General features: G+C 54.1%; 13 protein-coding genes. 8 read left to right on the plus strand and 5 right to left on the minus strand.

What is annotated here, in order from left to right; all coding sequences use genetic code 11:
• The first annotated feature begins 75 nt into the window (after nt 1–75).
• Nucleotides 76–1,227, plus strand: a complete 1,152-nt coding sequence (locus tag AC5S16_RS20405; protein ID WP_493931958.1) for an alpha-D-ribose 1-methylphosphonate 5-triphosphate diphosphatase — start codon at nt 76–78, stop codon at nt 1,225–1,227.
• A gap of 6 nt (nt 1,228–1,233) precedes the next feature.
• Here the strand turns inward: AC5S16_RS20405 and AC5S16_RS20410 are convergent, their stop codons facing one another.
• From AC5S16_RS20410 to AC5S16_RS20430, 5 genes are read right to left on the minus strand one after another with little or no spacing between them, the layout of a single operon-like run.
• Nucleotides 1,234–1,911: an LbetaH domain-containing protein gene (locus AC5S16_RS20410; protein ID WP_493931959.1), complete on the minus strand. Its 678-nt coding sequence runs from the start codon at nt 1,909–1,911 to the stop codon at nt 1,234–1,236.
• A gap of 24 nt (nt 1,912–1,935) precedes the next feature.
• On the minus strand, nt 1,936–3,303 hold the full coding sequence (locus AC5S16_RS20415) for a phosphohexomutase domain-containing protein (protein WP_493931960.1): 1,368 nt from the start codon (nt 3,301–3,303) through the stop codon (nt 1,936–1,938).
• A gap of 41 nt (nt 3,304–3,344) precedes the next feature.
• Complete coding sequence (locus AC5S16_RS20420) at nt 3,345–4,061, minus strand: DUF1045 domain-containing protein (RefSeq protein ID WP_493931961.1); 717 nt, start codon at nt 4,059–4,061, stop codon at nt 3,345–3,347.
• A 14-nt stretch (nt 4,062–4,075) separates the two neighbouring features.
• On the minus strand, nt 4,076–5,971 hold the full coding sequence (locus tag AC5S16_RS20425) for an ABC transporter ATP-binding protein (protein ID WP_493931962.1): 1,896 nt from the start codon (nt 5,969–5,971) through the stop codon (nt 4,076–4,078).
• Nucleotides 5,968–7,785, minus strand: a complete 1,818-nt coding sequence (locus AC5S16_RS20430) for an ABC transporter ATP-binding protein (RefSeq protein ID WP_493931963.1) — start codon at nt 7,783–7,785, stop codon at nt 5,968–5,970. Before AC5S16_RS20430 ends, AC5S16_RS20425 begins: the two co-directional genes overlap by 4 nt.
• A 235-nt stretch (nt 7,786–8,020) precedes the next feature.
• Between AC5S16_RS20430 and phnG the strand changes: the two genes are divergently transcribed.
• From phnG to AC5S16_RS20465, 7 genes are all read left to right on the plus strand, one after another.
• Nucleotides 8,021–8,488 (plus strand): phosphonate C-P lyase system protein PhnG, encoded by a 468-nt coding sequence (phnG, locus tag AC5S16_RS20435; protein ID WP_493931964.1) that lies wholly within the window; start codon nt 8,021–8,023, stop codon nt 8,486–8,488.
• Nucleotides 8,485–9,105 (plus strand): phosphonate C-P lyase system protein PhnH, encoded by a 621-nt coding sequence (gene phnH / locus AC5S16_RS20440; RefSeq protein WP_493931965.1) that lies wholly within the window; start codon nt 8,485–8,487, stop codon nt 9,103–9,105. Before phnG ends, phnH begins: the two co-directional genes overlap by 4 nt.
• Before the next feature lie 69 nt (nt 9,106–9,174).
• On the plus strand, nt 9,175–10,320 hold the full coding sequence (locus AC5S16_RS20445; RefSeq protein WP_493931966.1) for a carbon-phosphorus lyase complex subunit PhnI: 1,146 nt from the start codon (nt 9,175–9,177) through the stop codon (nt 10,318–10,320).
• Complete coding sequence (locus AC5S16_RS20450) at nt 10,313–11,197, plus strand: alpha-D-ribose 1-methylphosphonate 5-phosphate C-P-lyase PhnJ (RefSeq protein ID WP_493931967.1); 885 nt, start codon at nt 10,313–10,315, stop codon at nt 11,195–11,197. Before AC5S16_RS20445 ends, AC5S16_RS20450 begins: the two co-directional genes overlap by 8 nt.
• A 14-nt stretch (nt 11,198–11,211) precedes the next feature.
• Nucleotides 11,212–12,051: an ATP-binding cassette domain-containing protein gene (locus tag AC5S16_RS20455; RefSeq protein WP_493931968.1), complete on the plus strand. Its 840-nt coding sequence runs from the start codon at nt 11,212–11,214 to the stop codon at nt 12,049–12,051.
• 36 nt (nt 12,052–12,087) lie between these two features.
• Nucleotides 12,088–12,801: a phosphonate C-P lyase system protein PhnL gene (gene phnL / locus AC5S16_RS20460; protein WP_493931969.1), complete on the plus strand. Its 714-nt coding sequence runs from the start codon at nt 12,088–12,090 to the stop codon at nt 12,799–12,801.
• 8 nt (nt 12,802–12,809) lie between these two features.
• Nucleotides 12,810–13,733 (plus strand): phosphate/phosphite/phosphonate ABC transporter substrate-binding protein, encoded by a 924-nt coding sequence (locus tag AC5S16_RS20465; RefSeq protein ID WP_493931970.1) that lies wholly within the window; start codon nt 12,810–12,812, stop codon nt 13,731–13,733.

Consider the following 13,733-nt stretch of genomic DNA (forward strand, 5'->3'; position numbering starts at 1 on the left):
AGGCTCAGTGGACCAGCACCACTGGGCTCGAGCCATTTTACAAAACGCATGTGCGCCTCGTTGCAGGAGAGATGAGTGACTAGTTCCGCAGTTGAATTTGCTTTCAAGAACGCACGGATCGTTACTCCAAGCGAAACCTTTACAGGCTTTGTTCGCATCTGTGGCGGATATATCAAAGATGTTCAGCGCGGCGCATTGAACTCAGACACGGCGCTCGATTTCGAAGGGGATTATCTCGTTCCCGGGCTCACCGATATTCATACTGACAACCTCGAGCGCCATGTAAAGCCGCGGAATAATGCCGAGTGGCCGCTGCTTGCTGCATTGCTCGCGCACGACGCACAGATGGTCTCATCGGGTATCACGACGATTTTCGATTCACTATCAGTCGGCATGATGGGAACAGGGCTGCGGAACTTTGAAACCCTCAAGGGAGTAGTCGCCCAGCTGGAAATCGGCCGCGGACAGCAGATGTTTCGTGGCGAACACCTGCTTCATCTCCGCGCAGAGGTGTCAAGCGAAGAGCTGCCGCAGATGTTTTCCTGTCTTTATCAGAATTCTGCAGTCCGCCTGGTTTCTGTCATGGACCATACTCCCGGACAACGGCAGTGGCGGAACCTTGAGAAATATACTGCGATGGAAAAGCGCGATTTTAATCTCTCGCAGAAAGAGATCGATGATTTTTTAGAGAAGGCCTTAGCAAGGCATCAGAAATTCTCGATGCCAAACCGCCGTCTGGTAGTTTCTATGATGGAAAATTTTCCTGTTGCGCTCGCCAGCCACGACGATACAACAGTGGAGCATATCGAAGAGTCTCACAGTGAAGGCATACTCATTTCGGAATTTCCAACGACTGTAGCAGCCGCGGAAGCAGCAAGAAAATGCGGCATGCAGGTTGTCGCCGGTTCTCCCAACCTTGTGCTCGGCCGTTCTCATTCAGGCAATGTGGCTGCAGAAGAGCTTGCCCGCCTCGGACTGCTGGATGCACTGGCTTCCGACTATGTGCCGTCAAGCCTGCTGCATGGCGCATTCCTGCTTGCGGAATGTATCGGCTTTCCATTGCATGAAGCGATCAATATGGTAAGTCTTGCCCCATCCCGCATGGTTGGCCTGCACGATCGCGGCAGCATAACGACAGGCATGCGCGCAGATTTAGTGCGGGTGAAAAAAGTTGAAGGCCTGCCGCTGCCTCTCATGGTGTGGCGCGAGGGGCAGCGCGTTGCATAGATCAAATCAGGCTTGAGTTTCGACTGCGGCAGCGTACTTTTCGACGAATTCTCTTGCGCTGAGCGTCCGCAGATCGGGAAGAGCCGATTCCAGCTTTTCCCGGGACCAATCCCACCAGGCGAGCGCAAGCAATTGCTGCTGCACGTCTTCTTCGAAGCGATAACGAATCAGTTTTGCCGGTACTCCAGCCACGATGGCAAATGGCGGCACATCTTTTGAGACAACTGCTCCTGCTCCGACGGCTGCGCCTGTGCTGAGCTTTACTCCCGGCAGGATCGTGGCGCCGTGTCCGATCCACACATCATTGCCCAACACCACCTTGTGAGCTCTGCGCCAGTCGAAGAAATCATGATCGTCTTCGATGGCAAAGCCATACGATTCGCTGCGATAGGTGAAGTGATGCAGTGCAGCACGCCACATAGGATGGTTGCCGGGATTAATCCTTGTATGGGCAGCGATGGAGCAAAACTTCCCGATCTCCGCATACATGATGCTGCTGTCATTCACAACATAGGAGTAGTCGCCAAAAGTGGTTTCGCCCATCGTTGTGCGCGGGCCGACTGCGGTGTAGATGCCCAGTTCACTCTTATGAACACGGGCGGTGGGATCGATACGCGGCTCTAACCCCAGAGGTTGTTTGCCAGGCGCTGGAGATGCTGATGACTCGATTTGTTTTGTATCCATATGAGTGTTCTCGTTGAATCTGGTTTAATTGGAAATCCCATCCTTCACCTGCTGCCACAACAGCGGAGCTGCCGCGGGTATGGCAGCGAAGCTCTGAGCGAGGACCTGTTCTAATTCAGCCTGACTGTGCCCCTCGATGCGCAGCGAAACTACCGGTTCCGTGCCCGATTCACGGACAAGGACGATTCCGTTATGTGTGATAAGGCGTGTTCCATCGAGAGTCATCGTCTGAGCATCAGGAAATGCGGCTGAAAGACTCCGTGCTGCTTCTGTATAAGAGAGCAAGCTGATAGGAATACGTAACTCAGGTGTCGTGAATATCTGTGGCAAAGTAGAGCGTAGTTCTTTCAAGGTGTGCCCGCTGTTCTGTATGAGATCGAGCACGAAAAAAGCGGAGAACAGTCCGTCATCTCCACCACGAAGTTCACGATGGAAGTAATGCCCGCAGGCATCGAGACCGAGCAGAGCATCTTCCGCTGTCATTCTGCCGCGCATAAAGGCATGGCCTGAGCGCTCCAGCAGGGGAATGCCCCCGTACTGTATTACCTCGCGCTGCACGGCATCGGGAAACTTGAGATCGATCACAACATGAGGGCTTGTTGAAAGACCGGAGGCTTTATGCCTTTCCAGAACCGATCGAGCCATCAGGATGGACAACTCGTCTGCAGAAACATAACTACCGTCTGCATCGACAAAAGCAACACGATCGCCATCGCCATCCCACGCAATTCCGAGAGCACCAGTCTGTTGCATGACAGTCTTTCTGAGGTTTTCCAGATTTTCCGGACGCGAACAATCCGGTGAGCGATCAGGAAAGCTTCCGTCGATCCTGCAGGAGATGCAATCTACCTTAAATCCCAGCTTGCAAAAGATTTCCGGAGCGACCTCTGACCATGCTCCATTTCCCGCATCGAGAACAATGCTGTGGTAGATAGTGCTATCCAGATGCTTCCAGCGCGACAAGATTGTCTCTTCATAAGCAGGAAGAATTTCCACCCGTTCGTATTTTCCGGCACCCGAACGGAAGTCTACCGCTTCGCTTCTCCGGCGAATTTCGTCTATCTGCTGCGGGGTGACCGCAGTATCTCCCAGCATCAACTTCAATCCGTTGTATTGGGTCGGATTGTGTGAAGCCGTGATCATCAGCAGCGCGTCAGCCTCTGTCCCTGCCGCAGCGAAATAGGCTAACGGGGTTGGCCCCATGCCGGCATCAAGGACAGTGACTCCGGTTCCCAGCAGTCCTTCAGTGAGTGCATGTTTCAGGGTTGGAGTACTCAGCCGAAAGTCGCCACTTATCAGCACACGCGCATGCAGCGGAAGCATGGAGCCGACTGCGGCGCCAATCCGGCGAAACATATCTTCTGAAATGGCGTCGGGGTAAATGCCGCGCACATCGCAAGGCTTCCACGGACTCGATATGGTTCCGGTATGGATCACAGAGCAGGCCCCAGCGGAAATTGTTCGATAATCCGGAAGTCAGAGCCGCGTTCTGGTTCCTCGAAAAGGCAAATAGCGTCTACGACAAATCCTTCATTGCACACGCGGGCAAAACGTTCACGTAGATGTGACTGAAAGAATGGCAGCCTTTCTCTTTGGAGTGAATTGGTCAGCGTCATATGAAATTTCCAGGTGTCGAAGACGTAGGGATAGCCCCAGCGTATGAGGTTCTCTTTTTCTCGCCGAGGCATGTCGTCGCGAAAACGGAGTGCCATCTCCTCGGAGGTCTCAGGCTCGCGGAAATGGTCTAAGTCCTCCACGGAAGCTGCAGCCAGGTCTTCAAAATTCCTGCTTGGCTCTGCCAGAGTCAGCGCAAGAAAGCGGCCTAATGTTGACAGGTGAAGAAGCGGAACAGAAAAACTCTTTTGTTTCGTAGCAAAACTGCGCAGCGAGTTGCATAGCTCGTCAAGTTGAGCATCTGGAGCAAGACGAAATGGCGGCTTAAGAGTTGCATGGAAACCGTAGCGGCGGGGACTCGCTGTTACCTCTAGCCAGTCTTCCCGGCGCAATTCCATGGGAAGTTGCGGTTCGCGTACAGCTCCAGTGCCGGCATCCCGTCCGAGCCATTCGCTGCCCAGTTGATACAGCGACGTATGTTGGCCTGGTGAAAAATAAATCGCGTACCGCGGAGCTTTTCCGTTTATTTCCGTCATTCACTCATACTCTTTCAAGTGGCTGCTGCTGTATCTCTTTTGTGCAAGGCTCCTTCCGAATATGGTTCGGAAGCCTGATGTCCGAACTGAATCTGGAAGAGCCGCCAATATAGACCTCGTTCTGCAAGCAGATCTTCATGGCTGCCCATTTCGGCAACCTCACCCTTGTGCATGACCAGGATCTTGTCAGCACTCAGGATGGTAGACAGCCGGTGAGCGATCACGATCGAGGTTCGGTTTTCCAGCAAGCGGCTCATGGCATGCCTGATCCGCGCCTCGGTCTCGAGATCTATGTTCGATGTCGCCTCGTCCAATATAAGGAATGGAGGGTCGTGAGCCAGGGCACGGGCGAAAGCGATCATCTGTTTTTGTCCTGATGAAAGATTATCGCCGCGCTCATGGACCCATGTTTGCAGCCCATGCGGTAGCGCTTCGAGCGCACTCTCCAAGCCAATCTGGCGCGCAGCGCGCAGCACATCCTCATCGCTTAGTTCTTCTGAACCGAAGCGGATATTTTCGAAGATTGTTCCTTCGCGCACATAGGTGTCCTGCAGCACGACACCGAACTGGCGCCGCAACTCTGCCGAGTACATTTCTCTGATATCCATGCTGCCGATATGGATCGTTCCGCGCTGCGGCTGATAGAAGCGCAAAAGCAGATTGCTCAAAGTCGTTTTGCCCGCGCCAGTGTGACCTACAACTGCCAGCATCTCTCCGGCATGGATACTGAAGCTGACATCTTTCAGAACCCAGCGGTCCTGTTTATAACTGAACCACACATTCTTGAATTCGACACCCGCCGGCGCAATCGTTTTTACAGAAGAAGATTCTTCCTCTGCGAGGACTTCCGTATCGAGTAAGGCAAAAACCTTTTCTGCAGAAACGATACTGGTCTGCATTACTCCATAACGCTCGCTTATTTCCTGAATAGGGCGCAGAAACCGGCTTCCATATTGAAGGAACGCCACGAGCGTGCCAATGGTAAGCCGGCCGTTGTGCAGCAGATACGCTCCTGCAATCAGCAAGCCGGCCTGTGAGATGGTTCCCATCAATTCGATCGAAGGCAGAAACCACGCATTGGCACTGACCCATTCCTTCGATGCTTTCATGTGCGCGAGATTGATCTCGTCAAAGATGGCCAAGCTCATCTGCTGCCGGTTGAAGAGATGCACGACGGAGATTCCGTTCACATGCTCGGCAATATAAGCGTTGATACGGGCAAGAAGAATGCGGACGCGCTGCTGGCTGCTGGTAATGAGCCGCCGGAAAACCGATGTGAGCGCAATAAATACAGGCAGAATGCAGGCAAGCACCAGCGTCATTCTCCCGTTGAGCTGAAGCATCGCTGAGAGAAAGAAGAGCGTCATGACCACGTTGGCGAGAATGGCCACGATGCCGTTTGAGAACAGGTCGCTCAGTGCCTCCACATCCGTTGTAACTCGTGTAACGAGACGGCCAATCGGTGTCACATCATAAAAGTGAATCGGGAGTCTGTGCAGATGCTGCATCAGCTTTCGCCGCAGGTCGGCCATGGCTGACTGGCCGATCCATTGCGCCAGATAATTCTGTGCGCTTTCAACGATGAGAGAAGCCAAAAGCACGCAGAGATAGAGGAGCGAAAGCAGCATAACGCCGCGCACGGGATCCGTCGGCAACCGGGCTGCAAGGATGTGTGAGTGCGGAGCACGGCGCAGGAAATAAACATCGATGGCAACGGAGAAAATCAGCGGATTGAGTATCTGCAGAAGCGTTGCCGCCAATGAACAGAAAAGCGATGTCAGCATCTTTGCCCAATAGGGCTGAAGAAGCTTCAGCAGACGCGAAAGCAGATACCCGTCGCGAATTTTTTCCGAAGTTTCGTGGAGACCATCGAAGTTCTGCTGGCCAGCAGCGATTGCGACAGAACTCACATAACCTCCAGTTCTTCTTCAAGCGCCTGCAGGCGGGTTAGACGCGAATATTGCCCATCCAGATACGTCAGTGAATCGTGCGTCCCCTGTTCGAGGACGCGTCCCCGATGCAGAACGATGATATGGTCGGCCTGCATGGCTGTCGCTACACGATGGGTGATGAGAATGGTAGTGCGTTCTGCCATCACTCCCTTCAGGTGGTCGAGTATGCGCTGTTCTGTTACGGAATCTACACTTGAGAGAGCATCGTCGAGCAGAAGAATGCGTGGGTTCTTCAGGATGGCCCGGGCTATAGCAATGCGTTGCTTCTGGCCGCCGGAGAGCATGATGCCGCGCTCGCCAACGATTGTCTCGTAACCCGCGGGCAGGGCAGCGAGGTCGGGGCCGAGCCCAGCGATCTCTGCCGCCCGCCGAATGTCTTCTTCAGAAGCTCCACGCACGCCCAGAGCGATATTTTCCGCAAGAGTCGCGCTGAAGAGGAATGTTTCCTGGGGCACAACTCCAACCAGGGAGCGCAGGGTTGTCAACGGAATCTCGCGACAATCGATGCCATCAAGAAGTACGCTTCCAGCCGTGGGATCGATAATGCGCGTGATCAATCGCGCCAGCGTGCTTTTGCCTGAGCCAGTCTCGCCCAGAATTGCCAGTGTGGAGCCGGCGGCGATTTCCAGATCAATTGAATCCAGCGCAGCATGCGGACCGTAATGTACGCTCACCTGCTGCAGAGTAATTGCGCCACGCACATTCTGCTCCGCTGGTGTTGGACCAGCGTCCGTAGCCAGCCATTCTCCAGGCTCGATTTCAGGTTCCTCAGCGAACAGCGTCTGCAGACGCCCGACAGACGCCATGCCGCGCTGCACAAGATTGACGACGCGGCCCAAGGAGGCAATCGGCCGCACTAGAAGCGCCATATACGTAGTGAACATGACGAAGCTGCCCACGCTCAGGGTATGTGCCAGCACCTGCCTACCGCCATAGCCGAGAACAATCAATACTGAAAGACCGGTAATGAAAGTAAGAAGCGGATCAAGGGAACTGACGTATATGCCGAGGATGCGGTTGGCATGCATATAAGACATGCTCATCGCTTCAAACCGGTGCTGCTCTGAGTCCTCGCGGACAAATGAGCGGACGACGCGCGCTCCCGCAATCGTCTGCTGTACGGCGGCGCTCATGTTGGAAAAGATCGCCTGTATCCGGTCAAAGCGTGAGCGAATGATCCTGCCAAAGCTGATGAGAAGGATGATGGCGAGCGGAGAGGGTAGCAATGCCGCGGCTGTTAACCGCCAGTCCACCCAGCCCATGACGATAAAAGCAACCGGCAGCGATACGATGGATTCAAACAACGAAGTGAGCCCGGGACCGAGCATCATGCGGACTGCATTCAGGTCATTGGTCGCTGAAGCCATCACGTCTCCAGTGCGCGTCCGCGCCCAGAATGAAGCATCCAGCCGGAAGAGATGTTTCAGCAGGTCGCGCCGCATCGCATACTCTACGTTCCGCGATGTATTCATCACGTTGAGTCGCGCGAGTGTCTGAAAAGCCGATCGGGGAACAGCCACCCCGATCATTGCCAGCCCGATCCAGGTAATGGAGAAGCGATGAGCCACATGCGGGTGCGTCAGGTTATCGATCCCCGCGCGAATCAATAGCGGAATGCAGAAGGCGACCGCATCGCGTCCTACCAGTCCGAAGATGCCGACCGCAAGCTGGCTGGAATAGTGCCGCACGTATCCCCAGACAAAAGCGCACCTTTGTGAGATGGGGACAACGGACTCATCTACCTGTAGCTGGCCGGCCGGGCTAGTTCGCACAAGGCAATATTAATTCGTATACGAATTAATGATTGTAAATTTGCATAAAAATTGCTGCTTCTGAATGAAAGCAGCGCATAATCACCAAAAATAAACACTCCTGTCACATGGCATACACATTTGGGGGGTGGGATCTGTGACAAGCTAATATTGTTCGTACACGTATTATTTTATCACGTTGGGCAACATACAGAGATGCGGATCGTTTCCTAATACCTGCGGGGTGGATTTTTTCATGGCGCATGATTTACCGATGGACGGCTCAACGCTTCACAGCATGAAGTCCCTTACTGCGGACTACATCCTGTGCGAATGCGAACTGAGGCCGTTGCAGCAACTGGTTACAGAACTGGAACCGGCTTACGCTATTACCGTCCAGAAAGCTCCATCGATTTGCCTCACCATGGTCCCAGCCGAGGATTCTTTGGAAGGGCAGAAGTTTTACCTGGGAGAAGCGCTTACTACTGAATGTGAAGTCCTCGTCGGCCAATATCCCGGCTATGGTCTCTGTCTGGGAGATGATCCAGCGCGCGCCTACTGTCTTGCCGTGCTGGATGCGTTTCTGCAAAATGGCCAGCCTCTGGCCGCAGAAATTGAAAGCTTTCTGCGTAAAGAGGAACAGAACATCCTTCACCGGGAGAGGGAAGAATTCGATCTGATCCTCCGGACGCAGGTGGATTTCAAGTTGATGGAGGAGGCATGAGCACGACAGCAGCGCTTAAACCTTACGATCAAGTTTTCGATGGACAGAAGCATTACAGGGCTCTTTTGCAGAGCACGGCTCGGCCAGGAACGATCGGTCAACTGGATGACGTGCTTCTCAACGCGCCGGCTCCACTCAATCGCGCAACAGCTCTGCTGGTATTGACGCTCTTCAGCGGAGACACTTCTTTTTATATCGAGGCCGAGGGAGGTGCGGCAGCTCAATTTATCCGGAGCGAAACACTGGCTGTTCCTGCGAAGGCTGAACAGGCCGAATTCTTGATCTTTACCGGTACAGTACAGCCTGGCGGTATTCGGCAAGCACGGACGGGAAGCCTGGCATATCCCGATCTTGGTGCGACTGTCGTTCTCCAGGTGGAGGCCATCTCTCCTGCGCCGATTCATGGCTCACATCGGCTGTCACTCTCGGGGCCTGGAATCGAGTCGGAATCGATTGTCCATGTGCTGGGTGTCTCTGATGAAGTTTTCGCGGTTTTGCGGGAACGCAATTCCGAGTTTCCACTGGGCGTGGATACTTTCCTGACCTGCGACAGCGCCTCTGCGGGACCTTGCGTGCTGTCATTACCGCGCACAACGAACGTGCGCTGGGGACACTAAGGACGGAGAATGTCTCCGCAGCGGCAGGGAAGGCGGATTCGCTTTAATCGTGAAGGAATGGTGGCTTAGATGGGATATGTAGCGGTAAAAGGCGGGCAGGACGCGATCGAAAATGCGAACAAGCTGGTCGAGTATTTCCGCTGGAAGGGAATGACCAGGCCGATAGAAGTCGATCAGGCGCGCACGCAGATGCGCCTCGCTGTGGACAGGGCCATGGGAGAAGGCTCGTTATATGCGCCGGAGCATGCGGCGCTTGCATTGTTGCAGGTAGAAGGCGATTCATTTGAAGCGGCCTTTCATCTGCGCGCCTATCGCGCCACGCTGGAGCGCAGATATACAGCCGAAGTGCTGAACACGCGCGAGATGTTTGTGCACCGTCGCATCTCTTCCACTTTTCGGGAGATTCCAGGCGGGCAAATTCTAGGGCCAACGCGCGATTATTCATTTCGGCTTCTCAATCCGGCACTGCTTGATGCCAGCCTTGGATCCATCGAGAAGTTCATTGCCGATTTGCAGGCTGAGGGCCATCCGGATGCTGAGAGATTACACGGCGCCACCACCTATAAAAAAGTCATCGACATTTTTCTGCGAGAAGGCCTGATGAGCCGGAGCGGCCGTCCGGATGAGGACAGGCGTCTCTTCGATGTCACCCGCGAAGCAATCAAATTCCCCGTGCCGCGCTCTGCAGTTCTGCAGATGCTAGCGCGTGCCGATACCGGCGCATTGATGTGCATGGCATACAGTACCATGCGCGGTTTCGGGACCTCGCATGGAACTGTAGGTGAGCTTCGCATTGGCGAAGTTCCGGTTAGAGTCGTGGATAAGCGCGGCCGGCTGCGCTATGTAGGACGCATCAAGGTGACAGAGACTGAGATGGTCGGCAAGATCCGCAGTCCGAAGAAGGGTTCTCTGCCGGAACTCTCCGTAGGCTACGGACTGTGCTTCGGGCAAAACGAAACGAAGGGCATCTCAATGGGGATGGTGGAGAGCGCGCTGCGCAGTCCCGACCCGAATAATCCAGCGAACAATCAGGAGTTCGTCCTCTATCACACAGAGGTGATCGAAGCCTATGGCTTCACGAATCATCTCAAGCTGCCGCACTATGTCACTTTCCAGGCCGGCCTGGAGAACCTGCGCAAGATATTGAAGGCGAATGCAAAACAGCCTGAGGAAGTGACGGTTGGCGCGGGCGATGAGGAGGACGACGATGATTGAGAACCGGAAATTCCGCGACAGCTTCAACTACGCGTTCATTGATGAGGCGACAAAAAGAGAGATTCGGCGCAAGACGCTGAAAGCCATCTGCATTCCTGGATATCAGGTGCCATACTCCTCACCGGAGATGCCGATTTCGCGCGGATGGGGTACTGGCGGACTGCATCTTACTCTTTCGCTTATCGGACCATCTGATGTACTGAAGGTCATCGATCAAGGCAGCGACGCCAGCGTCAACGCCTGCAACCTGCGTCTCTTCGTCAAGGAGATGACCGGTTGCGGTGTGACTTTTGATACGGCGGCCGCAACCATTATTCAGACCCGTCACCGTGTGCCTGAAGAGATCCTTACCGAGGAACAGATTCTCGTGATCCAGGTGCCGCAGCCGGAGATTCTGCGCTCCGTTGAGAGGCACGAAGCGAAGACGCGGCAGATGCACGCTGAAGCTGACTACGCGAAGCTTTGGGTTTCGCTCTATGAATCCTATGTCCGGAATGGAGTCATGATGGGCGGCTCCGGGTATCCCATCATGGTGAATGACCGCTTTGCGGCCACGCCATCTCCGGTTCCTTGCTGGGATGTGCCGAATCTGAGCATGGCATGCTGCCTTTACCTCTTTGGCGCGGGCCGCGAAAAGCGCATTCACGCTATTCCGCCATTTACCAAGGTTGAGCCATTGGAGTTTGAAGATATCCGCTTCAAGGTGGAGGAGTTCGATGGCGCCCGCTGCTCCTCATCCGGTGGGGACCGTGCTTTTATGGATGAAATCTATGCGGACGACTTCAGCCGTTCGCACGTGATCAACGACAGCAACTTTATGGACAAAGTGCGGGAAGGTCGCCGTCCGTCGCAGCGGCTGTTCACAAATCCTGAATAGAAATGAGCGAATCGATGGATCAGAACTGGCTGCTGCGCGTCCGCAACCTGACAAAGATTTACGGCGAAGCCAATGCGGGCGTTCTTGAACGAACAGGTCCCGCATTCGGATCGAATATCTGCCCGGAAACGGGCGCAATTGTTGCGTGCAATAACATCAGCTTCGATCTCTTTCCCGGCGAGGTGCTCGGCATTGTAGGCGAGAGCGGCTCAGGCAAGAGCACGCTGGTGCAGATGCTTTACTTCGACCAAGACGCTACCGCAGGCGAAGTGTATTTCCGGCCATTCGAAGATGCTTCCACAAACCTTCTTCATCTCACCAGCCAGAAGAAGCGCTACATCCGCAATCATTTGATGGGCATGGTCTATCAGAACCCGCGCGATGGCCTGAATTTTCGCTTCACCGCGGGTGGCAACGTTGCTGAAAAACTGCTGATGGCCAATGTCTTTCATGTCGGTAACATCCGCCTGCGCGCCAGCAATCTATTTACGCATACTGAAGTTCCTGTTCGCCGCATGGATGAATCTCCGGCCCGCTTCAGCGGCGGCATGCAGCAGCGGGTGCAGATTGCCAAGGCCATTGCGAATAACCCGCCACTGCTTCTTCTCGATGAAATCACCAGTGGGCTCGACCTCTCCGTGCAGGCGAAGGTACTTGATCTCATTCGCGGCCTGCAGCAGGAGTTGGGCATTTCAATGATTGTAGTTTCACACGATCTTGGCGTGATCCGGATGCTGACGGATCGCACGATGGTGATGAAGCACGGGCACATGGTCGAGCACGGGTTGACCGACCAGATATTGCAGGATCCTCAGCATGCTTACACGCAGCTGCTGGTTAGCTCTCTGCTTTAGAAGCATGGAAAAGTCTTAACCGGAAAAGAGGAGTGCATGAGTCATCTGCTCGAAATTGTGGAGTTACGGAAACGCTTCGAACTCCACATCCTCAATGAAAAAGAAATTGAGGCGCTCAACAATGTTTCCTTTGAACTGAGCGAAGGCGAGATTCTCGCTCTTGTTGGCAAGTCCGGCTCAGGCAAATCGACGCTGATGAAGTGTATTTATCGCACATACCTCGCCAGCGGCGGTCATATCCACTACCGGAATGCGCACAACAACATTGTTGATCTGGCAACGGCGTCGGAGCACGAAGTTCTGAAAATACGTAAGAGTGAGATGACCTATTGCTCGCAGTTCCTTCAGGTAATTCCTCGTGTGCCGGCCCTGGATGTAGTAGCCTCTGCGCTGCTGTCGCGCGGACATTCTTTAGAGGAAGGCCGCCGTCAGGCCGGCGAGTGTTTCGATCGGCTCGGGCTCCCCACGGAGTTGTGGGATGCGTATCCTGCGACTTTCAGCGGCGGCGAACAGCAGCGCGTCAACATTGCCCGGGCGATTATCGCACGGCCCCGTTTCCTGCTTGTAGATGAGCCGACAGCGTCTCTCGATCTGAAGACCAAGGATGCTGTCATTGAGATGATCCTCGACCTTAAGCAGGCTGGAACCTCCGTCATTCTCATCACGCATGATCCGCATACGCTGCAAAAAATGTCCGACAGGACATTGCATCTGGAAAATGGGTGCACGAAAGAAGCGATCTACGCCTAGAAGGAGAAATGATGAGATGCTTCCAGCAATTTCTCTCTTTGGTGGTTGTAGCTCTGGCTTGCATTCCATTCACGGCTTGCAGTCGAAGCCAGGGCGCAAACAGCGGTGCTCTGCATTATGCTTTCGCTCCATCAGAAGAGGAGATGCAGGACAGCTCTCTCCGCGCCGATAAGATGAAGAAGTACCTTGAGTCGCAATTGCACATGCGAGTGGAAATCGTGCGTGTCGCAGGCTATGCGCCCACCATTGAAGCAATGCGTGCCGACAAAGTGGACATTGCTACGTTTGGTCCGCTCGGTTACATCATTGCTTCGCGCAAAGCCGGAGCACAGGCAATTATTGCTCCTGGACAGCCTGACGGAACCCTGGGCAATTATCGTTCTATTATCGCGGTACCCAAAGACAGCCCAATCCATTCGATCGATGATCTGAAAGCGCATGCGAAAGACATTATTTTCGGCTTTACCGATCCAGCATCTACTTCCGGCAACCTGATTCCGAGAGCTTATCTTCAGAGCATAGGCATCGATCCGGACAAGGACTTCAAGAAAGTCGTCTTCTCCGGCTCCCATATTGCCGGCGCGCTCACAGTAAAAGCAGGCAAAGTCGATGCTGGCGCCATGATGCAGTCAATTGTTCCGCGGCTAACAGACCTGGGAAAGATGAACAACTCTGATCTGCGTGTTCTCTGGACTTCCGATCCAATTCCGAATTCGCCGATCGCTGTGCGCAGCAGATTGCCTGAGACGCTGAAGAAGAACATACAGCAGGCAATGCTCGCCATTCCCGAACGGGACCCATCGCTGTGGGAAACCCTGAAAAAGACATATCGTCGCCCTGATATGAGTTTCATCGCTGTCAATGATTCCACATACGATGGCCTGCGCAAGTTTGCTGCACAGGTCAAAGACTTCAATGTCATAGAAAAGTAG

The organism is Acidobacterium sp. FHG110202_01, assembly GCF_059115305.1.

What these genes read in the sequence shown, in the direction of transcription:
- AC5S16_RS20410 (WP_493931959.1), bottom strand. Translation starts at nt 1,911, where the DNA reads ATGGATACAAAACAAATCGAGTCATCAGCATCTCCAGCGCCTGGCAAA.
- AC5S16_RS20420 (WP_493931961.1), bottom strand. Translation starts at nt 4,061, where the DNA reads ATGACGGAAATAAACGGAAAAGCTCCGCGGTACGCGATTTATTTTTCA.
- phnG (WP_493931964.1), top strand. Translation starts at nt 8,021, where the DNA reads ATGGCGCATGATTTACCGATGGACGGCTCAACGCTTCACAGCATGAAG.
- phnH (WP_493931965.1), top strand. Translation starts at nt 8,485, where the DNA reads ATGAGCACGACAGCAGCGCTTAAACCTTACGATCAAGTTTTCGATGGA.
- AC5S16_RS20445 (WP_493931966.1), top strand. Translation starts at nt 9,175, where the DNA reads ATGGGATATGTAGCGGTAAAAGGCGGGCAGGACGCGATCGAAAATGCG.
- AC5S16_RS20450 (WP_493931967.1), top strand. Translation starts at nt 10,313, where the DNA reads ATGATTGAGAACCGGAAATTCCGCGACAGCTTCAACTACGCGTTCATT.
- AC5S16_RS20455 (WP_493931968.1), top strand. Translation starts at nt 11,212, where the DNA reads ATGGATCAGAACTGGCTGCTGCGCGTCCGCAACCTGACAAAGATTTAC.
- phnL (WP_493931969.1), top strand. Translation starts at nt 12,088, where the DNA reads ATGAGTCATCTGCTCGAAATTGTGGAGTTACGGAAACGCTTCGAACTC.
- AC5S16_RS20465 (WP_493931970.1), top strand. Translation starts at nt 12,810, where the DNA reads ATGATGAGATGCTTCCAGCAATTTCTCTCTTTGGTGGTTGTAGCTCTG.